Genomic DNA, 21869 nt, shown 5'->3' with positions numbered 1-21869 from the left:
ACGCCGTTCGCCACGCCCTGGCGGGTAGGCGATGCCCACGGCCACGCCGTGATGTGCCGTCTCGGCGCGCAGGGTGTGGGTGAAGGCTTCCACGCCGGATTTGGAGGCGCAGTACGCGCTCATCATGGGGGCGGCGCCGATCGAGGCCAGCGAGGCGATCTGCAGGTGGTATCCGCCGGTCCGTATCAGGTCCGGCAGGAACGTCCGGGCCGTCTCGGCGCTGCCGATCAGATTGACTTCGATCACCCGGCGCCAGGTGGCGGGGTCCGACTCGGCGAAGGGGCCGCCTTCGGCGATTCCCGCGTTCGCCACGACGACCGAGGGCGGGCCCAGACCCGCGCGGACGGCTTCGGCCGCGTCGCCGAGGGCCGTGCCGTCGGTGATGTCGGTTCGCAGGGCCAGCACCGGGCCGGGGAGGGTGGCGGCGGTGGCCTCCAGTGCCGGTTCGTCGTGGTCCAGGAGGGCCAGCCGTACACCTCGCCGGGCGAGCGCGTTCGCCAGCGCCGCTCCGATGCCGCGTGCCGCCCCGGTCACCACGACGGTGCGGTCCTTGAGAGGGCTGTCGTCCACGGCTCGTCCTCCCTCCGGGTGCCTCTTCTGTGCCTCTTATGTTCCTCGTGCAGGGGGCGCGCTCCGTGCTCACGGGCGACCCGGCTGCCGTACGGGCGAGGGGGGTATCAGCGGGGGAGGCCCGGTTTTCCGCCGGTGCGGTCCCGGTGGGCGAGTACGCGTTGGGCGCGGGTGAGGCCGGGCAGCCGATGTCGGCGCAGCGCGGCGCGGGCCGCGTTGGCGCCGGGGGCGCCGTGGACCCCGCCGCCCGGATGGGCGGACGCGGAGGCGAGGTAGAGGCCGTCCACGGGCGTCTCGGGACGGCCGGTGCCGGGGGCGGGGCGGAAGAACAGTTGCTGGTGCAGGGCCGCGGTGCCGCCGTTGAGGGCGCCGCCGTACAGGTTGCGGTCGAGTGACTGGAGGGTGGGCGGGGCCAGCACGCGCCGGGCGCGGATACGGGAGCGGAAACCGGGCGCGAACCGCTCGACCTGGCGTTCGACGCGGTCGGCCATCACCTCCCGCTCCGTGGTGTCCCAGGTGCCTGTCAGGCCCTCGTCGCCCGCGTCGGATCTGATGACGTGCGGCACGTGGGTGTAGGCCCACGCGGCTTCGGTGCCCCGGGGGGAGCGGGAGGGGTCCGCGGTCGTCATCTGGCCGAACAGGGCGAAGGGACGGTCGGGTACCTGGCCCATGGCGATCTGGGCGGCACAGCGCGTGAGTTCGTCCACTCCGTCGCCCAGGTGGACGGTTCCGGCCCGAGCCGCCGCCTCGGCCTGCCAGGGCACGGGCCCGTCGCAGGCCCAGTCGACCTTGAACGTGGCGAAGTCCCACTGGAAGCGCTTCAGGTCGGCCATCAACTGGGACGGGAGGTGTTCCGCCTCGACGAGTTCGCCGTAGAGGGCCGGCGCGGACACATCCGCCAGGACGGCGCGGTGCGCGGCCACCGTCTCGCCGTCGGCGGTGAGCACCCCGGCGGCCCGTCCGTCACGCACCAGGACGCGGCGGACCCGCTGCCCGCAGCGGACGCTGCCACCCTGCGCCGCCAGCCGGCTCACGAGGGCCGCTGTGAGGGCGCCGGCGCCGCCGGCCGGCACGGGGAAGCCGTAGGTCTGTCCGAGCATGCACAGCAGCCAGCCGAAACCGCCGCTGCCCGCGGCCTCCGGCGCGAGGTCGGCGTGCAGGGCGTTCCCGGCCAGCAACAGCTTGCCGCCTTCCCCCTGGAATTCCTCGTCCCCCATGCGGCGCACCGGCGTGACCAGGGTGCGCGCCATCCGCAGGCCGCCGGCCGCCCTCAGCTTGACGGCGAGGCGGGCTGTGGCGCGCAGCGGCGGGAAGGGGGTGAACAGCGCGTCCACGATGTCGGGGCCGAGCCGTTCCCATGTGGCGTGCAGTCGTTTCCAGGCGTCCCCGTCGCCCGGGTGGAAGGCGTCGAGGGAGTCGGCGGTGGCGTCGATCCCGCGGGAGAGCACCGCGCACCTGCCGTCGCTGAGGGGGTGGGCCAGGACGTGTGGCGCGTGGCTCCAGCGCAGGCCGTGCTCGTCGAGACCCAGTCGTGCCACCACCGGTGACGCGGCGGCGAGGGGGTAGAAGGAGCTGAACAGGTCGCTGACGAAGTCGGGGTCGACATTCCTGTCGTGGCGTACCGCGCCCCCGGGCTCGGGTTGTTCCTCGAGGACCGCCACGCTCCATCCGGCGTCGGCCAGCAGGTTGGCGGCCACCAGCCCGTTGGGGCCGGCTCCGACGACCACCGCGTCAGGCATGGCCGCCGGTGCCGTGTGCCGCCCTGCGCCTCCCGTGCAGGCTCGTGGGCTGTTCGGCCCTGGCCCCGGCCTCGGCCTGTGCCTCGCAGAGCCGGGCCAGCCGGGCCAGCATCGTGCGGTGCCGCAGTTGGATCAGTGCCTCCACACCCATGTTGTGGAGTGTTCCGCCCACTCCCTGCAGCGGGTGCTCGTCCGCGATCACGAGGCAGTACCGTCCCCAGGGGCGGAGTTCGATGAAGATGCGCGCCGTTCCCAGCGCGCCTGCCTGCGCTTCCAGCTCCAGCTCGGAGCCCTCCACACAGTGCCGGACGACGGTCTCGTTGCTCAGCCGCACGGGGCCCACGCGGACCTCGTAGGCGATCGCCGAGTCCACCTGTGGCCACTGCCCCCGCACCGGCTCGGAGGCCGACGTTCCCACCACCCACTCCGCATACCGGGTGCCGTCCGCGAGGACGGCCCACACGGCCTGCGGACTCACCTTGATCAGACGATGCCGTACAGCCATGCCGCACCTCCAGCCCGTACCGCCTCGGTCGACAGCCGAGTGCCCGGCCCGGTGAGAACCACACCGACTCGCGAGCGTGCGAGCGGGGCGCCCCGTGGCGGCTGGTCGGTCGCTGGGCGCGTAGGCCGGATGCGGAGGAGAATGCCGACATCAACGGCGGGGGGACGCGTTCAAGGGGCGCCTGAAGCTCTACCGGACGATGTTCATCAGCGAGGCCGTCGCCATCATGGAGTGGAAGGGAAAGGCCGGAGCCACGGAGGAGCGGCTGAAGACGGAGAGCCAGGACGGCGCCGGGATCGCGAAGCGTTTCCGTGACGCGGTGGCGGGTGGCAGTGACCCGGTCGGGGTCATGCCATGCCCGTGAGCAATCACCTGGGTGACGAGGGCCAGGCCGCCGATACTCCACATCAAGAAGACTCGTGAAGCGGAAACCGGCAGCGAATTCCCGAAGGCCGCGGCAGGCGAAGGGAAACTCGCGGGCTATATCGGCCTGAAGCCCGAGGCCAAGGAGCCGTTCAGCTTCTCCATCGGCGACAGCGACATCACACGCCTGCTCTTTCAGCTGTTCGTGGAGGACGTACGAGCGGTCAAGGGCGACAAGAACGTGTAGTCCGGGGCGGCCGCGTGACGGATACCTCACCGAACCTGGTGCGGAGGAGTGGACCCGCCACCTCGTCCGAGCCGATCATGGACACCATGCGTGACGTGCCTGGAGCCGAGGAGACCGGTAAGGTCCGCCGTTTCTGGGAGTCGCTCGGTCTTCCCGGACTGGTCGACGTCCACACCCACTTCATGCCCGAGCGTGTCCTGCGCAAGGTGTGGCAGTACTTCGACGGACTCGGACCGCTGACCGGCGGGATGGAGTGGCCGATCACCTATCGGCAGGAGGAGGCGGAACGGGCGGGCCTGCTCCGGGAGTTCGGTGTGCGGGCCTTCACCTCGATGCTGTACCCGCACAAGCCGGGCATGGCCCGATGGCTGAACGGCTGGGCGGCCGACTTCGCCCGCCGCACCCCCGACTGTCTCCACACCGCCACCCTCTACCCCGAGCCGGGCGCCGAGGAATACGTCGGGGAGGCCGTAGAAGCGGGCGCGCGCGTCTTCAAGGCGCATGTTCAGGTGGGGGCGTACGACCCGGCCGACGAACTCCTCCAGCGGCCATGGGGGTTGCTGGCGGAGGCGGGCATCCCTGTGGTGATCCACTGCGGTTCCGGACCCGCGCCCGGCAAGCACACCGGCCCCGAGCCGATCGCCCGGGTACTGGCGCGACATCCCCGGTTGCGGCTGGTCGTCGCACACATGGGGATGCCGGAGTACGAGGAGTTTTTCGGCCTCGCCGAGCGGTACGGCGAGGTGCGGCTGGACACGACGATGGCGTTCACCGACTTCAGCGAGGGGTTCATGCCGTTCCCCCGCCGGGCCCTGCCTCGGCTGGCCGCCCTCGGTGACCGCGTCCTCCTCGGCTCCGACTTCCCCAACATCCCCTACCCGTACGTCCACCAGCTCCAGGCCCTGGAGCGGCTGAACCTCGGGGAGCCGTGGCTGCGGGCGGTGTGCCACGACAACGCGGCGGGGTTGTTCGGACTGTGAGAGCCCCTTCGTGATGTCTCACGGGGAACGGCTCCGATGTCGCCCGCCGGACGCCGTAATTCGGCGGCACGGTACCGGCGTCGTCCGCCGGCCGTCCGTTGGCCGCCCGTCTGCCGTCCGCCGGGTGTCGCCGCGACGGCGGCAGCGGCTGCCCCGTTCGCGGCCATGGCTTTGGCCATCGCGCTCGTCGGCGTGCCGCCGCGAGACGTCCGCGAAGCGATCCTCATCACCGGCACGACCATGCGCCTCGTCCCGGCGGCCGGCGGCCGCACGTTCTTCGAGACGGCGCCCCCGGCGGATCCGCCGGGTAGGGCCCGGTACGGCGCGGCCTCGGCGGCCCGCGCCGACACCTCGACGAGGCGTTCACGGCACTCGGGCTCCCCTCACTCCCGACCGGCTTCGGCCACCATCCCGAGCGGCTGGCGGGGGTACCGGGTGCGCAGCTGGTCGAGCGTCGGTCCTTCTTCCGGGCGATGCAGGAGTCGAGAGCGATGCCGCCGTCGGCGTCGGTGTCGGTGTCGGTGTCCTGATCTCCATCGGTGGCGGGTGGGCCGGATGCGGATCGGCAGGGCGCGGGCGCGTGTGACTTGATAGGCACGTGACTTGATAGGCAAGTGAAAAGTTGCCTATCCTGGGGAACGTGGCCGACGACCTGTTCAAAGCCTTGGCCGACCCCACGCGCCGCATCATTCTCGACGAGCTCACCGAGAAGTCCGGACAGACACTGTTCGAGATCTGTTCGCGACTGAGCATGAAGCATCAGCTCGGCATCTCGCGCCAGGCGATCTCCCAGCACCTCGCCGTGCTGGAGGCCGCCGGGCTCGTCGAGACCAGGCGGGAGGGCCGCTACAAGTTCCACGACCTGAACACGGCCCCGCTGCGGCAGATCGCCGAGCGATGGCTCGTGGCCGACCCATCCGGACCGCAGGAGAGCACCCCATGAAGATCCATCTGACCAGCGTCTTCGTCGACGACCAGGCCAGGGCCGAGCACTTCTACACCGAGATCCTCGGCTTCGTGAAGAAACATGACGTCCCGGTGGGTGAAAAGGACCGGTGGCTGACCGTCGTCTCGCCCGACGAGCTCGACGGCACCGAACTCCTCCTGGAACCCGCAGGCCATCCCGCCGCCCGGACCTACCGCGACACGCTCGTCGAGGACGGCATCCCGCTCGCCCAGTTCGCCGTCGACGACGTGCAGGCGGAGTACGAGCGGCTGCGTGGCCTCGGTGTGCGCTTCATCCAGGAGCCCCTGGAGATGGGCCCCGTCACCACCGCCGTCTTCGACGACACCTGCGGCAACCTGATCCAGATCGCGACGCAGCCGCAGTAGCCACGGCCACCGCCAGGGTGTCGCCGCCGTCTCGTTCGCTGGTGAGAGCGGTGCCGTCCAGGAAGAGCACCGCTCAGGGCGCGCGGCATGTGTGTTTCTCCGCTTTTCGCGCCTGCGTCCACGCGTGCCCCGTCCCCCGGACCGCCCCCGTCCGGTACGCGTACAAGGACTCGTCGGTTCGTGCGCGGTCCGGCCAAGCGGGCAGTCGTGGCACGCGCGCGTACAGGCCGATTTCCGCGGAGATGTGACAGCGGCTTAGGTCCATGTGCCGAGACCGGTTCGGGCTGGGGTCGGGTCCCCGTCCCGGGCCGCGTCGCTAGCGTTGACGATCCAACACGATCACACGCGTGACGCTCCTGGCCCTGGGCGGATGTGCCCTGTGTACCCCTGTGGAGCCGAAGGCCGACCCCTGTGTCATGGACACATCGAGGAGAGCGATGCCCGGCAGCGGCTACACGTACCTTTGCACGTTCGACGTGTTGCAGGAGGGCGTCCCCCGACGGTTCGAGGTGGAGGGCGTCCCGGTCTCCCTGGTCCTGACGGAGCAGCAGGTGTTCGCGATCTACGATGTGTGCTCGCACAGCGCCGTATCGCTCTCCGAGGGTGAGGTGGACGGGTGCACGGTCGAGTGCTGGCTGCACGCCTCCCGTTTCGACCTGCGGACCGGAGCCCCCCTCGATCCGCCGGCGTCGCGTCCCGTCCCCGTGTACCCGGTGCGGGTCGAGGACGGTCGCGTCTACGCACGAGTGGGACCGCGGAGCGAACGGTGACGAGGACGCCGGACGACGCCACCGCGGAGCGGGCCGACGCCGCCCGCAACCGCGCCCGATTACTGGAGGCGGCTGCCCGCTTGGTGGCCGACCGGGGAGCCGAGCACGTGACGATGCACGAGGTCGCGCGGGCGGCGGGGGTGGGAAAGGGCACGCTCTTCCGCCGGTTCGGTGACCGTGACGGGCTCCTGCTGGCCCTGCAGGGCGACGCCGAGGCGGAATTCCATGAGGCGTACACATGCGGTCCTCCTCCACTCGGGCCGGGAGCACCGGCGCGGGACCGGCTGATGGCGTTCGGCTGCGCCCTGATCGAGCGCATCGCCGACGACGAGAACCTGGGCGCCGCGCTGGCCCGCCAGGTCTCCGTCGACCGGCGCCATGACTCGGACACCTGCCGGGCTTTCCACCACCACATCGAGTGCCTCTTGCGTGAAGCGGAGGTCGGGGGTGATCCCACCCTGCTCGCCCACGCCATGCTCGCCTTCGTGAACCTCGGGACCATGGACCACCTGCGCGACGAGAACCAGGTCACCGCCGCACGCCTGCGGACCGCCTGGGCGGACCTGGTCCGGCGGGTGACCGGAGCCGACGGGCGAGACGACCGGAGAGCCGAAACCACAACCGGCGCAGCGAGGCCGCGACGTACGCCACGGTAACAACCTGACATGTAGTCAGAGAACCGGCCGATGGCCCCTTACCCGCAGGTGAGAAACCCAAGGGGGGATAAAACCCGCCCGTCAACGGCGCAAGCGGGCTGCCCCTGTCCGACCTCTCCGGCCCCATCCACCGGGAGCGGGCGCTCGTGGCCCCGTAGCGGCTGACGGCGCGACGCCCGTGGCCACGAACACGATCGAGGCCGGTGTCCTAGGTGTCGTGCTGTCGGCGCACCATCTCGGTGATCCAGACGGGTGCGAACGGAGAGGTGCAGCCCGGGGAGGTCGGATAGTCCTTGAGCACCTCCAGGCGCTCACCGATGTCGATCGCACGGGCGCGGTGCTCGGCGTGGTCGATGCCGATCCGGGCCAGGCAGTGGTTCATCGCCCACTGCAGGCGGTCCGGGGCGTCTTGCATCTCCGTCTCGACGACGTCGAGCAGTCCCACGAGATCGAGGCCCTCGGGATTCTTCGCCACGCGTTCGGTGGTCAGCGCCCAGCCGGCACTCGCGACCACGGGATCCGGATCGGCGGACCAGGCCAGGCGGAGCTCTTCCGCGTGCGGGTTCTTCTTCACCACGTAGTTCACGAGCCAGTCGTGCACCTTGGGTGTGCGCGCCTCGCGCACCATGACGTCCAACTCGTCCCGCCCGAACGCCTTCGGGCGGCAGATCAGGAGTGCCAGCAGCCTTGCCGCGCTGTCACCCGTCTCCCAGAGCCGGCACGCGAGTTCCTGCTGCGTCTTCAGCCGCTTCGCGAGCGCGCGCAGCTTGCCAAGGTTCACACCGTGGTCGTCACCGTGTCTCTCGTTCACCTCGCGTGCCTTCGGGTCCTCCAACCCGGCCAGCTCCGCCATCACCTCGGCGACCGTCGTCCCGGTCAGCGTCGTCTCGGCCACCTCGGCCCCCTGTCCCTCACGTGGAGATTCAGCCTAGCGGTGCCGGAACGTCGGCCGTCATCCGTCGGTGGTCATCCGTCGAGGACGCCGAGGGCGGAGGAGGCCGGTAGGTGCTGGTCGGCGGTCCGGACGGTGAGGTGCTGTGCGGCCTCGGGCTCAGCCGCTCTTGCCCGGCGCCGGTGCGGTGGGGCCTGCCGGCCCGGCGCGGAGCATGGCGTTGTAGAGGGCGTCGTGCGCGGGTGAGGCGGGCAGAGGGCCGCGGGCCGGTGCTTCCAGGGACTGGATCATGAGGGCCACGACACGGCGCCAGGCGTCCGGGGCGGCGTCGCCGGTCGCGTTGACGACGCCGGCGTTGGCCATGTGGATCAGGACCAGGTCCGAGGGGTCGAAGTCCTCCCGCAGACGACCGGTGGCCTTGGCACGGCCGATGAGCTCGACCATGGACTCGTACGCCTCGTCGCGGCGCTTCTCCAGGGCTTTGGCGGTGGGGAAGGTCATGGTCAGGACGTCGGCGAAGCCGTAGTCGGCGGCCTGCATCGCGCAGGCGGTCTCGATGTAGCCGACGAAGCCGTGCCAGGGGTCGGGGTCGTCGAGGGCGACGGCGACCGCGTCGGCGTAGGCGTCCATCCGGTCGGAGAAGACCGCGGCGACGAGCGCCTCCTTCGCGGGGAAGTGACGGAGGATCGTCGCGATCCCCACACCCGCCTCCCGTGCCACCGACGCCATCGAGGCGTTCAGGCCGTCGCGGGCGAACACCGAGCGTCCGGCGGCGATGATCCGCCCCCGGTTGCGTTCGGCGTCACTGCGCAGCCGAGGCGCGGTGGGTTCGTCAGGATGTCGGGCGCCAGGGGTCATGCCGATCATCCTAGCAATCGGATCACCCTATCCACTTGTGAGGGGATGCCGTAGATCTTGTTGCCCCAAGCGCCCACCTGCCAGGCGCCGGTGGGCAGGGCGGCCAGGTTCGGGTACTTCTTGATCTTGTCCCCGGCCAGGTACGGGGTGAGATCGGCGAGCTGGGTGCCGGCCAGACCGCCCGTGTTGAAGCCGGAGTTCCACCAGGCCGGCAGCTGGATCCAGTCCGGCAGCTTCTTGGCCGAGGTCATCGTGGGGACGATGGTGCGGTAGTTGTTGCCGTCGGTGGGCTTGACCGTGAGGTCGATGCCCAAGGCCTTGTTCATGGCCCGGTTGAACGAGTTGCCCGGGGCCGGGACGGTGCCCCACAGCGGAGTGACGGCGGTGTAGCTGCCGCCCCGGCCCGGAACGCCGTCGACCGTCCTGGCCGCTGGGCGGGGTAGTTCAGGAAGCCGGGGTCGGTCGCGATGTCGGAGCCGCCGCCGACCGACGGGATGTCCGGCTGGACGGCGCGGCTGGGCACATGGGCCGGGAGTGCGGCCTTGAGCCCCTTCCTGGTGTTGGTTCCGCCGGTGGCGCCATGGCGGCGGTACCGGCCACGGCGGCGGCCGTGCTCAGGAGGGTTCTGCGGTTCATGCGGTTGGTCATGGGCGGGCTGCTTTCGCCGATGCGACTGGGAAGGGAAGGCTCGGGGCCGCGCGGCCGGTGCCCCGGCCGCGCGGCGGTGGTGCTCAGGGGACGCTCAGGGGATGCTCAGGCGGGCGAACCGGTCACGGAGGTTCCCGACTTGGTGACGTGGTACGTCGTCGTGGCACCGCTCCAGAAGTGGAAGGTGAGCGTCACCCGGGCGCCGTCCCGCAGGGAGCTGAAGAACTCGGCGGTCAGCTTGACGGAGTCGCCGGTGTACGCCGAGAACGCGGTGTCCCACTGCTGGTACGAGGTCCAGCTCGCCGGGCCCGCGTTGCTCCCGTCGTCGTACTTGGCCTCCATGGTCGCGAGCATGTCGCCCCGGAACTGCGTGGGGACGGACAGGCCGCCGGTGTTCCCCGAGGCGTTCGACAGGACCGGTCTGTCGTAGGTGATCACATCGATCCGCCACGGGACGCCGCGGGAGAACCTGGCCTCCAGCGTCGCGTTGACGCCGTACGCCCGGTCACCGGCCAGTTCCGTCAGGGCGGTGGCCGTCAGCGTGAGCCGGTTGCCGGAGACCGTGTAGTCCCTGTCCCTCAGAAGATTGCGGGAGCCGTGCCGAAGTCCCTGGAAGTCGGTGCCGTTGGTGTTCAGCGTGAGGTCCTGGCCGGTGATGGCGCCCGACTTCGGGAGGAACACCATGTCGCTGGAGGCGGTCCCGGAACGGGTGGTCCAGCTCGACTTGATCTGGCCGAACAGCTCCGGGTCACGCCATTGCAGGGTGTTGCGGTTCAGGAACTGACCGGCGTCCCACAGCATGGTGGTGAGGTTCCGTCGGCGGGCGTAGTCGCCCAGGAACTCGAAGTACTTGCGCTGCTCGCCCCGCTGGATGATGCCGGGGCGGTTGTGGTCGTAGGCCAGCAGGGCGTACTCGCCGATGACGACGGGGATGCCGCGCGCCGTGAAGGTGTTGTACACGCGGTCGAAGGTGGCGGTGAGGTCCTGCTCCGAGGTGGCGTCGAACCGGGTGTACCCGGCGATGTTCACGCTGAACGGCCACCAGCCGTAGAAGTGGACCGTCGTGGCCACCATGGGATCGCGCAGGTCCGCCAGCTCGGTGGCCAGCGCGTCGAGCCGGCCCTGGTCGGCGTTGGTGTACAGGGTGGGCAGCACGAGCAGACGGTTCGTGTTGCCGCCGCCGGACTCACGGACGATCCGATGCGTCACCTTGTTGAGCTCGGCCAGCAGCCGGTAGTTCTCGTCGTCACCGGACGTGTTGCTGAACGTGGGCTCGTTGATGCTCTCGAACGCCAGCTTGGGCGACCTGTCCCGGAACTCCGCCGCTATCTGGGTCCAGGTGGCGCTGTAGCGGGCGAGGACGGCGTCGTGGTCCGTGGACAGGGTGTTGACCCACATCCACGAGTCGTGGTGCATGTTCAGGAGCACGTACAGGTCTTCGGCCAGCGCCAGGTCGACGACCTGGCGCACCTTCGCCATCCACGCCGGATCGATCGTGTGGCCGGGGGCGGAGCCCTGGTGGATGCCCCAGGTGACGGGCAGCCGGATGCTCTTGAAGCCCTGTGACTTGACCTTCTGGAAGAGGGCCCGGGTCACCGGAGGGTTGCCCCAGGACGTCTCGTCGGGAATGGCGTCGTAGGTGTTGCCCAGGTTCCATCCGGGCTGCATGGCCGCGACCGCGCTGCGGGCGGCCGGGGAACTCGCCGGCGGGACGGGAGGATCGGCGGCCTGCGCGGTGGCGGGCAGCAGAGGGAGCAGGACGAGCGCCAGGACGAGTGCCGTCAGTCTCCGTGGGGGGCGCGACGACCGGCGTCGCGGAAGCAGTCTTGCGAGTCTCCTCGTCATCACGTGCACCTTCTCGTTGGGGGGTGTGCGACACGTGGGGTCGGCCGGAGGCCGATAGAGATACAACGCAGAGAGAGAAAGTTTCGCTATTCGCGCCGGAGAAATTAACATGAAGAGGTGCCGGAGACCACAGATGCGGCGGTAAGCGATGCCAGAATGAACCGGGCACATCCATGGGACGGGCGGGCGATCTTGGCTGATTACGCGGCTGACGGGCCGGTGGACAGGAACGACGGGCAGGGCGACACGTCCCGGCCGGTCACGATCGCGTTCATCGCCGAGTCGGCGGGGGTGTCGGTTCCCACCGTGTCCAAGGTGATCAACGGCAAGTCCGGCGTCTCCGCGGACACGCGGGCGCGTGTCGAGGAGCTGGTCAACAGGTACGGCTACCGCAAGCCGACGGGTGCCAACCGGAACAACGTCGTGGAGCTCGTGTTCCGCGAGCTCAAGCACATGTGGGCCGTCGAGATCATCCGGGGTGTCGAGCGGGTGGCCCGTCAGCACCGCGTGGGCGTCATGGTCTCCGAGTTCGGGCTGCACGACGCGGACCTGCCCACCTGGGACGACACCGTCTCCCGACGGCCGAACTGCGTGCTGTCCGTGGCCCAGCTCTCCGAGGCCGAGCGGGAGCAGCTGAAGGCCAAGGGCATCCCCTTCGTCGTCTTCGACCCGGCCACGGAACTGCCGGACGACGTCCCGTTCGTGGGCGCCACCAACTGGTCCGGCGGCCGGGCCGCCACCCGCCACCTCACCGAACTCGGGCACCGCCGCATCGCCATGATCAGCGGCCCCGAGGACCAGCTGTACTGCTGCGCCCGGCTGGACGGATACCGCTCCGCGATGCAGTCCGCCGGCCTGCCGGTCGATCCCGAACTCGTCACGTACGCGCCGCTCACCAGTGAGGACGGCTACGAGGCGGCGCGCTCCCTGCTGGATCTGCCGGAGCGCCCGACGGCGATCTTCACCGCCAACGACCTGCAGGCACTCGGTGTCTACCAGGCGGCGCGCGAGGCCGGTCTGCGGATCCCCGACGACCTGAGCGTCGTCGGATTCGACGACCTGCCGGTCGTGGCCTGGGTGGATCCGCCCCTGACCACCGTTCACCAGCCCCTGACCGAGATGGCCGTGGCCGCGACCGAGCTGGCGCTCACGCTCGGGCGCGGCGAGGACGCACCCCAGGCCGGGCTGGAGATCGCGACGACCCTGACGGTCCGGGCCAGTACGGCCCCGCCGAAGGGCTGACCCGCGAGGTCATTGACCGCCCGGACGGGCCGTGGCTAGCCTGCTCGAAGGGAAACTATCCATCGTTGGATGAGAAACTTTCGTAACAGCGAAAGGACCCGATGAGGGTGACGAGCGTGTCCGAGGCGGGAAACACCATCAGCAACCCGGTGATCCCCGGCTTCTACCCCGATCCGTCCATCTGCCGCGCGGGCGACGACTACTACATCGCGTGCTCCAGCTTCGAGTACTTCCCCGGCGTCCCCATCCTCCACAGCCGCGACCTGGTGCACTGGACCCAGATCGGCAACGCGCTCGACCGCCCGAGCCAACTGCGTCTGCCGCTGGACACCGCTTCCTCCGGGGGGATCTACGCGCCCACCCTGCGCCACCACGACGGCCGGTTCTGGCTGATCGTCACGAACGTCAGCGGCGACGGCAATCTGCTGTTCACGGCCACCGACCCGGCCGGCCCCTGGTCCGATCCGATCAGGCTGCCCGGAGTGCACGGCATCGACCCGGACATCGCCTGGGACGAGGACGGCACCTGCTGGTGCACCACCGCCGGAGTGGGACAGATCCGCCTCGATCCCCACACCGGGGAGACGTTCGGTGAGCGCCGGCAGCTGTGGTCGGGGGCGCCCGGCGCCAAGGCCCCCGAAGCACCGCACCTGTACCGGATCGGCGACTACTGGTACCTGCTCATCGCCGAAGGCGGCACGGAACGGGGCCACGGGGTATCGATCGCCCGCGGCCACACCCCCACGGGCCCGTTCGAGCCCTGCCCGGCCAACCCGGTCCTGACCCACCGCGGCACCGACCACCCCATCCAGAACACCGGCCACGCCGACCTGGTCCAAGGCCCCGACGGCTCGTGGTGGATGGTGCTGCTCGGTGTACGGCCGGGCGGCGGCACCCCCGGCTGGCACGTACTGGGCCGGGAGACCTATCTGGTGCCGGTCGAGTGGGTCGACGGCTGGCCCGTCGTCGGCGAACTGTCCTGCGTCATGCCCGCCCCGCCCTGGCCCCTTCAGCCACCCGCCGCCGCGCCGGAGCGCCGGGACGACTTCGACGTGACCGAGCTGGCCCCGCACTGGATCTCGCCGCGTCAGCGCCTCTCGGAGGACTGCACCACGAAGGAACGGCCCGGCCGGCTGACCCTGCGTGCCCGCGGCGGATCACTCGACGACGCCGACGTGACGTTCGTGGGCCGCCGGCAGCAGCACCCGTCGTGCCGGGTGCGCACCTCGCTCGACGCGGCGGAAGGCGAGGGCGGCCTGGCCGTTCGCCTGGACGAGAGCCATCACTACTCCGTGGAGGTCACGTTCGGACAGGTGCGGGTCCGTGCCCGCATCGGCCCGTTGCACACCGTCGTGGCGTCCCGGCCCGCGCCCTCGGGGCCCGTGGTTCTCCGTGTCGAGACGGTCCCCGTGGACACCGTGAAGGACGCGCGTACCGGCCCCGACTTCGTCGCGCTCGGCTTCGAGGAGCCGGACGGCGCCTTCGTCGAACTCGCCTCGCTGGACGGCCGGTATCTGTCCACGGAGGTCGCCGGCGGGTTCACGGGCCGGGTGTTCGGCATGTTCGCCTCCGCCGACTCCGTGCACTTCGACTGGTTCGACTACGAGCCGCTCGACCACTGAGGCGGCCGGTCTCGGGCCGGCCCGCCGGCCCGAACCGCTGTCACGCGGTCGCCGTCGTGCCCCGTCATGCGGTCGCCTTCACCTCCAACCGCTGTCGGCGGCGCGTGCGTTGCAGGTCCGGGTCGGGGACGGGGGCGGCCGCCACCAGGCGCCGGGTGTACTCGTGCCGCGGCCGGTCGCACACGTCGACGCTGCCTCCCTCCTCCACGATGCGTCCGTGTTGCAGGACCAGGGTGCGGGCCGCGAACTCCTTGACGACCGCGAGGTCGTGAGTGATGAACAGGTACGCGCACCCGAGTGTGTCCTGGAGCTCGGAGAGGAGGTTCAGCGCGGCGGCCTGGGTGGTGACGTCGAGGGCACTGGTCGGCTCGTCGCAGATGATGAGCTTCGGCTTGCGGGCCACCGCCCGGGCGATGGCGATGCGCTGGCGCTGGCCTCCGCTGAACTGTGCCGGGTAGCGGTCGGCCGCGTCCTCCGGCAGCCCGACGCGGCGGAGCAGATCCCCGATGTCGTCACGGACCTCGCGGGGCGAGCGGGCCGAACCGACGAGCAGGGGCTCGGCCAGCGTCCGGCCCACGGGCAGCGCCGGGTTGAGCGACCCGTACGGATTCTGGAAGATCGCCTGGAGATCGGAGGACAGCAGCCGACGGGCCCGGCCGGTGAGGCGGGTGATGTCCCGCCCGTCGAGCAGGACCCGTCCGCCGCTGACCGGGGTGAGTCCCAGGACCGCTCTGCCGATGGTGGTCTTTCCCGAGCCGGACTCGCCCACGAGGGCGACCGTCTCGGCGTGCCCGACCTCGAACGACACGTCCTCGATGACGGTGGTCGGGGGCTTGCGGAAGCCACGGCCCGGGTAGCGGACCGCGAGGCCGTCTATCTGGAGTGCGGGTGTTCCGGTCACGTGATCCTGCCCTCCGTACGAGCGATGCTGGGTGTGCTCTCGATGAGCTTCTTCGTGTACGGGTGCCGGGGCCGGTAGAAGATGTCCTCGACCGAGCCCTCCTCCACGATCCGGCCGTGCTCCATCACGATCGCGCGGTCGCAGCTGTCGGCCACCACGCCCAGGTCGTGGGTGATCAGGATGATCGCCATGCCGTGTTCGTCGCGCAGCGACCGCAGCAGGTCCAGGATTCCCGCCTGCACGGTGACGTCCAGTGCCGTGGTGGGTTCGTCGGCGATCAGCACCTTCGGAGACCCGGCCAGCGCCATGGCGATGACGACGCGCTGGAGCATGCCGCCGGACAGTTCGTGCGGGTGCCGGCGCGCGATGTCGTCCGGATCGCGCAGGTGGACGCTGGTCAGCAGCTCGCGGATCCGCTGTTGTACGGCGTCCTTCCCGCCGCGCCCGGCGTCGATGCGCCGGATGACCTCGGCCAGCTGGGAGCCGATGGTGAAGTACGGGTCGAGCGCCACCATGGGTTCCTGCGAGACGAGAGCGATCTCGCTGCCGCGGATGCGCTGCAACTCGCGTTCCGGCAGGCCGCTGATGCGGGTGCCGGCCAGCCAGGCCGCGCCGCTCGTCACCGCCCCGTTGGGCGGGAGGAGCCCGAGCAGGGACAGTCCCGTCACCGTCTTTCCGCTGCCGGATTCGCCGACGAGTCCGAAGATCTCACCGGGGCGGACCGTGAAGCTGATGGAGTCGACGACGTCGCGTGGCCCCTGCGCGGTGGCGAAGGCGATCGAGTAGTCGCGCACGGCGAGCACCGCCCCGTCCAGCGATGTGTCCGACGGCTCGGCGGCGGTCTGGGAGGCCGCCGCGGGAACCGGCCGTCGCGACCGGCCGCCCGTTGCCTGCCGCCGGTCCTGTTCGAGGTCGCGCAGTCCGTCGCCGACCAGCCCGAAGGAGAGGGACATGAGGCCGATCACGCCACCGGAGACGAACAGCAGGTAGGGGTCCTGCTGCATGATCTGCGCGGCCTCCCCGACCATGCCGCCCCAGCTGGGGGCGGGCGCGGGAGTGGCCAGTCCGAGGAATCCGAGGCCGGTCTGGATGGCGAGGGCGTTGCCCGAGAAGAGGAAGATCGGGACCAGCAACTGCCCTGTCAGCCGGGGGAGGATGTGGCGGGCCATGATCCGTGCCGGGCCGAGCCCGGACACCCTGGCGGCGTCCACGAACAGCTCCTCGCGCAGCGCGATGCATGAGCTGCGGATGATCCGGGCGAGGCCCGCGGAGGCGAAGAAGCCGAGCGTGAGCATGGCGGCGACGTTGCTCTGGTAGAAGATGGCGAGGACGGCGAGCGTGATGATGACCGCGGGGACCGAGAGCATGACGTCCAGCAGGGCGACGATGACCCGGTCGGTCCAGCCGCGCAGGTAGCCGGCCAGCACGCCCAGCGACATGCCGACGACGGCGTAGACGAGTACGGCCACCCCCACCCCGATCAGGGTGGGCCGTCCGCCGTGGAGCAGTCGGCTCAGCACGTCGCGGCCGAGGACGTCGGTGCCCAGCGGATGGTCCGCCGACGGACCGGACAGCGTGTGGAGCAGGTCCTGCGCCAGCGGCGGGTGCGGTGCCAGGAGCGGGGCGAGCACCACCGCGACGGTGATACCGACGACCACGACGAGCGATGCGGCGGCGACGGGACGGCGCCATATCCCGGCGAACGGGTTGATCCGCGCCCGCGATCGCGCCTTCAAAGGCGCCTCGACAGTGGTCATTCCGTACGTACCTTCGGGTTGAGGAGGCTGTAGAGGATGTCGACGAGAAGGTTCACCACGATGACCATGACCGTGAAGGTGATGGTGAGGCCCTGCACGACCGGCAGATCGTGCTGGTTGGTCGCGTCCACGACCGTGGTGCCCAGACCGGGCAGGGTGAAGACGTTCTCGACGAGGATCGTGCCGGGGATGAACGTGATCATCATGAGGCCGATCGTGGTCACCACCGGCAGTCCGCAGCCCCGCAGGGCGTGCTTCCAGATGATCGACGAGGGCCGGATGCCGGAGGCCCGCAGCGTTCTGATGTGGTCGAGGGCGAGGGTGGACAGCATCGCGTCGCGCGTGACCTTGGAGATGAAGGCGACTCCGCCGATCGCGAGAGAGATCACGGGCAGCACCAGGCCGGACGCCCACTGCCCCGGCGACTCGGCGAACGGGGTGTACCCGGTGGCGGGGAAGAGCGAGAACTTGACGGCGAACACGGCGACCAACACCAGTGCGATCCAGAAGTTGGGCACCGCGCTGCCCAGCAGGGACACGATGTCGAACAGCCGGCGGCTGACCCGGCCGCGCGTCGCGCTGTACACGCCGAGCACGACACCGACCAGGGTCGCGAGCACGGTCCCTCCGATCACCAGCGCCAGGGTGACCGGGAGGCGCTGCCCGATCAGCCCCAGCACGGATTCACCGGAGAACAGCGAGCTGCCGAGATCGCCCCGCAGGACGTCGCGGAGATAGAGCCAGTACTGCACGACGACCGGCTGGTCGAGATGCATGGCGGCTCTGAGCGCGTCGTACTGCTCCTGCGGAGCGTTGATCCCGAGCACCGTTCGTGCCGGATCTCCCGGCACGAACGATTCCAGGAGGAAGGTGATCGCCGAGACGATCACAAGGAGCGGGATGGACAGCGCCAGCCTGCGGAGAATGATGGGAAGCATCGGCCCTCGTCAGCGGGTGGTCCACAGGGTGTTGGAGGTCAGCTGTGCGCCACCCTCCGGGAACTTCACCCCGCGCAGCTTGCTGTTGTACATGGCGATCGTGTCGGTACCGGAGATCGGCAGGGCGAGCGCCTTGCGCACGATCACGTCGGTGAGGTCCTTGGACGCAGCCGCGCTGGACTTCGGGTCCGATCCGGCGAGCCGGGCGTACGCGGCTTCCACCTCGGGGTCGGCCACGCCGAAGAGGTTCATGATGCCCGTCTTGGTGAAGGGCGGCTGCTGTGCGTAGAAGTTGGGCTCGCCGCCCGTGCCGGGCGAGAGGACGGTGGCGGCGTACTTCTTCGTCAGCAGGTCGTTGATCCAGCCACCGAAGTTCGTGGCGGCCCTCAGCTTCAGCTTGACGCCCACCTTGGCGAGCTGCCCCTGCACGGCCTGGACCATCTTGGCCGTCGAGGGGTCGAACGACCCGTAGTTCACCGGGATGGTCAGGCCCTTGGCATACCCCGCCTCCTTCAGCAGCTTCTTGGCCTTGGCGGGGTCGTAGGGGTACATGTCCGCGGCGGCGGTGCTGTAGCCGTCGTAGCCGGGCATCTGGGGCTGCGAGACCGGGGTTCCGTAGTCCCCGTAGACCGCCTTCGTGATCGCGGAGCGGTCGACGGCGAAGTTCAGCGCCTGCCGGACCCGCTCGTCGCCGAGCCCCTTGACGACGGTGCCCTCACGGTCCAGGAGGAACAGGCCCGCCCAGGTGGTGGGCTTCTGCAGCGTGGTGATCCCCTTGGTGCCCTTGACGGTCGGCGCCACGTCCGGGGTGCCGTACATGAGGTCGATCTGCCCGGACTTCAGGGCCTGCACCTGGGAGTTGACGTTGGGCATCACCCGGACGGTGATCTTCTTGAAGTGGATGGCGGACTGGTCGTAGAAGTTCTTGTTCGGGACGTAGACGTAGTGGTCGCCGGAGACGGACTGCTGGGCGCTGTAGACGTAGGGTCCGGCGCCGAAGGTCGTGGAGGCCAGCTTCTTCGGGGCCTTCAGCCCGGCCGGGCTGATGATGGCGCCGCCCATATACGGGGGAGTGAACAGGGTGCCCATGTCGGGGTTGGGCGTGGGGCTGGTGATCAGGACGGTCGAGCTGTCGGGCGTGGCGAACGTCAGGGGACGGAACCAGGCGGCGGCGGGTCCGCTGCCCTTCTGGAAGTACGTGAACGAGTTGACGACGTCGGCGGCGGTGAGCGGTGTGCCGTCGGCGAACTTCAGGCCCTTGCGCAGGTGCAGTTCGAACTTGGTGTTCTTCTTGCCGACGTAGCCCCACTTGTCGGCCAGGCCGGCGCCCAGGGTGCCGTCGGGCTTGCGGGTCAGCAGGGTCGCGTAGGCGGGGTCCATGTAGTTCAGGAAGGGCCCGACGGCGACCTGGGCGGGGTCCAGGCTGTTGGGTGCCGAGGACAGGGCGATGGTCAGGTTCACCGGGCCGGCGCTGCCGCCGCTGCCGCTGTCGGTCTGTCCACCGCCGCAGGCGGCGAGCGTGAGCGTGACCATCACGCCGATGGAGGCCTGGAGGGCGGTTCTTCTCTTCATTGAGGGTCTCCGAAGGAAAAGGTGGGCCGGGGTAGGGAGAAGCGAGCTGTTCTCGTGGCTCGCGGAGGGGGCCCTGGAGGCGGACGCCCGGCGAGCGGATGCGTACGTGTTCAGATGAGGGCCCGGCGGGGAGACCGCCGGGAGCCCTTGCGACGTAGCCGGAGGATCACTCCGTCTCGTGGGCGTCGCAGGCCGTCTGCTTCAATGTCGGCGATCGGATGAGTCGATAGGGCGTCCCCATCGCACAACCTCGCATCATGGCTACTCGGAGTTGCTTTAACGTGTCGCTAACACGTTAAAGTGAGTGCCCGTAAACTAACTGTGTCTCCTGCGTTGCGCAAGAGGTTCGTGGAAGGTGGTCGTCGATGGCACCGCGGAGCGAGCGAGTGACAAGTGCGGACGTGGCCCGCGAGGCCGGTGTGTCGCGGGCGACGGTGAGCTTCGTCCTCAACAACACCCAGCATCAGAAGATCACCGACGCGACACGTCAGCGGGTGCTGGCGGCGGCCCAGAAGCTCGGCTACGCCCCGTCGGCCGCGGCGCGGACCCTTCGGTACGGACGTTCCGACGTGGTGCTCGGCCTGCTGCCCGACTGGCCGCTCGGCCACGCGACGGGCCGCCTCGTCCAGGAGCTGACGCTTGCGTTCGCGAAGCGCAATCTCACCTTCGTCGTCCACTCCGGCATCCGGGGCGCCCGCTCGCTGGGCGAGATCTGGAAGGCCCTCACGCCGGCCGCCGTGCTGGCCTTCGCGCCGTTCTCCGACTCCGACGCCACGGCGATGCGGGCCGCCGGCATCGAGGTGATCGCCGCCCTGTACGACGACAAGGGGATCGGGGCGGACGAGGGCATCACCAACGCGAACGCGATCGGTGCCGCTCAGGCCCGCCACCTGGCCGCCTCCCACCGGCGACTGGGATACGCGTACCCCGACGACGAGCGGGTCGCCGTCTTCGCCGGACCGCGCCTCGAGGGTGTCCGCAAGGTCTGCGCCGAGCTGGGACTGCCCGCTCCCGATGTCCGGACCGTCCCCCTGACACCGGACGCCGCGGCCGACGCGGTACGGTCCTGGCGCGCCGCCGATCCCCCGGTGACCGGCATCTGCGCGTTCAACGACGACGTGGCCATGAGCGTGCTGGCCGGGCTGCGCCGGCTCGGCCTCGAAGCCCCTCGGGACATGGCGGTGGTCGGAGTCGACAACACCCCTGCCGCGGCGGTGTCCAGCCCTCCGCTGACCAGCGTCGTCCAGGACCTCCCCGGAATCGCCGAGCTGTACGCGGACTCGGTGCGGGCCGCGCTCGACAGCGCGGAAGCCACCGGAAACCAGGTGCAGCCGCACATCCGGCTGGAGGTACGCGAGTCGGCGTGACCGTCCGAGCAGCCCCGGCCAAGGCCTGACTCAGGTGACCGGCACCGGCTGCGTCCCCTGTGGGCCACCACGGTTTCGGCGTGCCCGCAGGTGCGCCCGCCGCCCCATGTCCAGACGTCACGGAAAAGAGGTCACCATGCCCCTCGACCCCTATCTCGCGGAGAGGCTGCACCTCCTCGCGGGCATCACGTTCGCGGATCTCGCGGACCCGGACGCGCAGTCCAGGTTCGGCGCGTTCATGCGGGATCCGGCGCAGTGGGTGCACCCCGATGTCACGGTCGCGAACCGCGAGATAGCCGGCCCTCACGGCCCGGTACCGGTCAGGACGTACACCCCGCCGCGCCCCGGTTCCGCGGCAGTCCTGTGGGCGCACGGCGGCGGCTTCCTCGGCGGCGACCTCGACATGCCCGAGGCACACGTCGTCGCGGCCGAACTGGCCGCGCGGACCGGGGCCGTGGTGGTCTGCGTCGACTACCGGCTGGCGGTCGGCGGCGTTCGCCACCCGGTCCCGGTGGACGACGTGTGCGCCGCGTGGCGGTGGCTGAGGACCGAACTGGCCGCCGACGCCGATGCCGTGGCCCTCGGCGGGGCGAGCGCGGGCGCGGCGCTGGCCCTCGCCACGGCCCTGCGGGACCGGGAGGAGGGACGGCGACCGGCCGATCTCCTGCTGCTCGCCTACCCGTTCGCGCACTTCCCCGTCCCGGCCCTGGACAGCACCATGGCGGCCGAGATGGCGGCCCTCCCCCCGACGATGCGGTTCACCACGGCGGACGTCGAGTTCATGGTGGAGAACTATGTCGGCCGGCTCACCGACCTCCCACGCGACGCACTGCCGGGCGCGGCCCCGCTGCACGGCCTCCCGCCCGTTCACCTGCTGGTCTCCGAGTACGACGACCTCCGGCCGTCGGCGGAGCTCCTGGCGCGGCAGTTGACCGCGTCCCAGGTCGAGGTCAGGACCTACCTGGCCGCCGGCATGCCGCACGGCCACCTCAACCGGACCCCGGCTCTCACCGAGGTCGACCGGTCACTCGACTTCTTCGCCGACGCACTGCGATGAGGATGAGA

The 21869-nt window shown here is 70.3% G+C and carries 21 protein-coding genes and 1 pseudogene; 11 read left to right on the top strand and 11 right to left on the bottom strand.

Annotated elements, in window-relative coordinates:
• Positions 1-24: 24 nt before the first annotated feature.
• From OG202_RS01490 to OG202_RS01480, 3 genes and pseudogenes are all read right to left on the bottom strand, one after another.
• A pseudogene (locus tag OG202_RS01490) lies at positions 25-570 on the bottom strand (SDR family NAD(P)-dependent oxidoreductase); the annotation flags it as partial.
• Between the two features lie 107 nt (positions 571-677).
• Positions 678-2309, bottom strand: a complete 1632-nt coding sequence (locus OG202_RS01485; protein ID WP_327731854.1) for a phytoene desaturase family protein — start codon at positions 2307-2309, stop codon at positions 678-680.
• Entirely contained in the window at positions 2302-2814 is a 513-nt protein-coding gene (locus tag OG202_RS01480) for an SRPBCC family protein (protein WP_327731855.1), read from the bottom strand. Before OG202_RS01480 ends, OG202_RS01485 begins: the two co-directional genes overlap by 8 nt.
• Before the next feature lie 199 nt (positions 2815-3013).
• On the opposite strand from OG202_RS01480, the gene OG202_RS01475 reads away from it, so the two are divergent.
• The 7 genes from OG202_RS01475 (at position 3014) to OG202_RS01445 (ending at position 7162) form a co-directional block, all read left to right on the top strand.
• Positions 3014-3178, top strand: a complete 165-nt coding sequence (locus tag OG202_RS01475) for a hypothetical protein (RefSeq protein WP_328222185.1) — start codon at positions 3014-3016, stop codon at positions 3176-3178.
• 12 nt (positions 3179-3190) lie between these two features.
• Entirely contained in the window at positions 3191-3424 is a 234-nt protein-coding gene (locus tag OG202_RS01470; protein ID WP_327731857.1) for a hypothetical protein, read from the top strand.
• Positions 3425-3510: 86 nt separating this feature from the next.
• The gene (locus OG202_RS01465) at positions 3511-4404 is read left to right on the top strand and encodes an amidohydrolase family protein (RefSeq protein ID WP_327731858.1); all 894 of its coding nucleotides are present in this window, start codon (positions 3511-3513) and stop codon (positions 4402-4404) included.
• A gap of 640 nt (positions 4405-5044) precedes the next feature.
• Positions 5045-5347: an ArsR/SmtB family transcription factor gene (locus OG202_RS01460; protein ID WP_327731860.1), complete on the top strand. Its 303-nt coding sequence runs from the start codon at positions 5045-5047 to the stop codon at positions 5345-5347.
• A complete protein-coding gene (locus OG202_RS01455; RefSeq protein WP_326573436.1) occupies positions 5344-5736 on the top strand; it encodes a VOC family protein in 393 nt (130 codons plus the stop codon). The genes OG202_RS01460 and OG202_RS01455 overlap by 4 nt, the downstream gene beginning before the upstream one ends.
• Before the next feature lie 437 nt (positions 5737-6173).
• Positions 6174-6506, top strand: coding sequence for a non-heme iron oxygenase ferredoxin subunit (locus OG202_RS01450; RefSeq protein ID WP_326573434.1), 333 nt, complete (start codon positions 6174-6176; stop codon positions 6504-6506).
• Entirely contained in the window at positions 6503-7162 is a 660-nt protein-coding gene (locus tag OG202_RS01445) for a TetR/AcrR family transcriptional regulator (RefSeq protein WP_327731862.1), read from the top strand. The genes OG202_RS01450 and OG202_RS01445 overlap by 4 nt, the downstream gene beginning before the upstream one ends.
• Before the next feature lie 208 nt (positions 7163-7370).
• Here the strand turns inward: OG202_RS01445 and OG202_RS01440 are convergent, their stop codons facing one another.
• The 4 genes from OG202_RS01440 to OG202_RS01425 form a co-directional block, all read right to left on the bottom strand.
• On the bottom strand, positions 7371-8015 hold the full coding sequence (locus OG202_RS01440; protein ID WP_328224639.1) for a DNA alkylation repair protein: 645 nt from the start codon (positions 8013-8015) through the stop codon (positions 7371-7373).
• Positions 8016-8213: 198 nt separating this feature from the next.
• Positions 8214-8912 (bottom strand): TetR/AcrR family transcriptional regulator, encoded by a 699-nt coding sequence (locus OG202_RS01435; RefSeq protein WP_326573431.1) that lies wholly within the window; start codon positions 8910-8912, stop codon positions 8214-8216.
• 5 nt (positions 8913-8917) lie between these two features.
• Complete coding sequence (locus OG202_RS01430; RefSeq protein WP_328222184.1) at positions 8918-9238, bottom strand: hypothetical protein; 321 nt, start codon at positions 9236-9238, stop codon at positions 8918-8920.
• Between the two features lie 427 nt (positions 9239-9665).
• Complete coding sequence (locus tag OG202_RS01425; RefSeq protein WP_328222183.1) at positions 9666-11405, bottom strand: cellulase family glycosylhydrolase; 1740 nt, start codon at positions 11403-11405, stop codon at positions 9666-9668.
• Between the two features lie 192 nt (positions 11406-11597).
• Between OG202_RS01425 and OG202_RS01420 the strand changes: the two genes are divergently transcribed.
• The gene (locus OG202_RS01420; RefSeq protein WP_443052181.1) at positions 11598-12647 is read left to right on the top strand and encodes a LacI family DNA-binding transcriptional regulator; all 1050 of its coding nucleotides are present in this window, start codon (positions 11598-11600) and stop codon (positions 12645-12647) included.
• Positions 12648-12748: 101 nt separating this feature from the next.
• The gene (locus OG202_RS01415; RefSeq protein WP_328222181.1) at positions 12749-14269 is read left to right on the top strand and encodes a glycoside hydrolase family 43 protein; all 1521 of its coding nucleotides are present in this window, start codon (positions 12749-12751) and stop codon (positions 14267-14269) included.
• A gap of 64 nt (positions 14270-14333) precedes the next feature.
• On the opposite strand, the gene OG202_RS01410 is transcribed toward OG202_RS01415, so the two are convergent.
• The 4 genes from OG202_RS01410 to OG202_RS01395 are packed head-to-tail and all read right to left on the bottom strand — an operon-like array spanning position 14334 to position 19437.
• On the bottom strand, positions 14334-15170 hold the full coding sequence (locus OG202_RS01410) for an ABC transporter ATP-binding protein (RefSeq protein ID WP_326573423.1): 837 nt from the start codon (positions 15168-15170) through the stop codon (positions 14334-14336).
• Complete coding sequence (locus tag OG202_RS01405; RefSeq protein ID WP_327731866.1) at positions 15167-16927, bottom strand: dipeptide/oligopeptide/nickel ABC transporter permease/ATP-binding protein; 1761 nt, start codon at positions 16925-16927, stop codon at positions 15167-15169. Before OG202_RS01405 ends, OG202_RS01410 begins: the two co-directional genes overlap by 4 nt.
• A complete protein-coding gene (locus OG202_RS01400) occupies positions 16924-17865 on the bottom strand; it encodes an ABC transporter permease (RefSeq protein WP_326573419.1) in 942 nt (313 codons plus the stop codon). Before OG202_RS01400 ends, OG202_RS01405 begins: the two co-directional genes overlap by 4 nt.
• A gap of 9 nt (positions 17866-17874) precedes the next feature.
• Positions 17875-19437, bottom strand: a complete 1563-nt coding sequence (locus OG202_RS01395) for an ABC transporter substrate-binding protein (RefSeq protein ID WP_328222180.1) — start codon at positions 19435-19437, stop codon at positions 17875-17877.
• Between the two features lie 386 nt (positions 19438-19823).
• Here OG202_RS01395 and OG202_RS01390 point away from each other — a divergent pair, with 386 nt between their 5' ends.
• Entirely contained in the window at positions 19824-20804 is a 981-nt protein-coding gene (locus tag OG202_RS01390; protein WP_328222178.1) for a LacI family DNA-binding transcriptional regulator, read from the top strand.
• Between the two features lie 136 nt (positions 20805-20940).
• Positions 20941-21861, top strand: coding sequence for an alpha/beta hydrolase (locus OG202_RS01385; RefSeq protein ID WP_328222177.1), 921 nt, complete (start codon positions 20941-20943; stop codon positions 21859-21861).
• Positions 21862-21869 lie beyond the last annotated feature (8 nt).

The sequence above is a fragment of the Streptomyces sp. NBC_00310 genome (assembly GCF_036208085.1).
Taxonomy (GTDB): Bacteria; Actinomycetota; Actinomycetes; order Streptomycetales; family Streptomycetaceae; genus Streptomyces.
The sequence above is the reverse complement of the archived record's forward strand: the minus strand, read 5'-3'. Positions and strand labels throughout refer to the sequence as shown.

What these genes read in the sequence shown, in the direction of transcription:
- OG202_RS01475 (WP_328222185.1), top strand. Translation starts at nt 3,014, where the DNA reads ATGTTCATCAGCGAGGCCGTCGCCATCATGGAGTGGAAGGGAAAGGCC.
- OG202_RS01485 (WP_327731854.1), bottom strand. Translation starts at nt 2,309, where the DNA reads ATGCCTGACGCGGTGGTCGTCGGAGCCGGCCCCAACGGGCTGGTGGCC.
- OG202_RS01435 (WP_326573431.1), bottom strand. Translation starts at nt 8,912, where the DNA reads ATGACCCCTGGCGCCCGACATCCTGACGAACCCACCGCGCCTCGGCTG.
- OG202_RS01430 (WP_328222184.1), bottom strand. Translation starts at nt 9,238, where the DNA reads ATGAACAAGGCCTTGGGCATCGACCTCACGGTCAAGCCCACCGACGGC.
- OG202_RS01450 (WP_326573434.1), top strand. Translation starts at nt 6,174, where the DNA reads ATGCCCGGCAGCGGCTACACGTACCTTTGCACGTTCGACGTGTTGCAG.
- OG202_RS01455 (WP_326573436.1), top strand. Translation starts at nt 5,344, where the DNA reads ATGAAGATCCATCTGACCAGCGTCTTCGTCGACGACCAGGCCAGGGCC.
- OG202_RS01385 (WP_328222177.1), top strand. Translation starts at nt 20,941, where the DNA reads ATGCCCCTCGACCCCTATCTCGCGGAGAGGCTGCACCTCCTCGCGGGC.
- OG202_RS01425 (WP_328222183.1), bottom strand. Translation starts at nt 11,405, where the DNA reads ATGACGAGGAGACTCGCAAGACTGCTTCCGCGACGCCGGTCGTCGCGC.
- OG202_RS01440 (WP_328224639.1), bottom strand. Translation starts at nt 8,015, where the DNA reads ATGGCGGAGCTGGCCGGGTTGGAGGACCCGAAGGCACGCGAGGTGAAC.
- OG202_RS01415 (WP_328222181.1), top strand. Translation starts at nt 12,749, where the DNA reads ATGAGGGTGACGAGCGTGTCCGAGGCGGGAAACACCATCAGCAACCCG.
- OG202_RS01480 (WP_327731855.1), bottom strand. Translation starts at nt 2,814, where the DNA reads ATGGCTGTACGGCATCGTCTGATCAAGGTGAGTCCGCAGGCCGTGTGG.
- OG202_RS01405 (WP_327731866.1), bottom strand. Translation starts at nt 16,927, where the DNA reads ATGACCACTGTCGAGGCGCCTTTGAAGGCGCGATCGCGGGCGCGGATC.
- OG202_RS01465 (WP_327731858.1), top strand. Translation starts at nt 3,511, where the DNA reads ATGCGTGACGTGCCTGGAGCCGAGGAGACCGGTAAGGTCCGCCGTTTC.
- OG202_RS01395 (WP_328222180.1), bottom strand. Translation starts at nt 19,437, where the DNA reads ATGAAGAGAAGAACCGCCCTCCAGGCCTCCATCGGCGTGATGGTCACG.
- OG202_RS01400 (WP_326573419.1), bottom strand. Translation starts at nt 17,865, where the DNA reads ATGCTTCCCATCATTCTCCGCAGGCTGGCGCTGTCCATCCCGCTCCTT.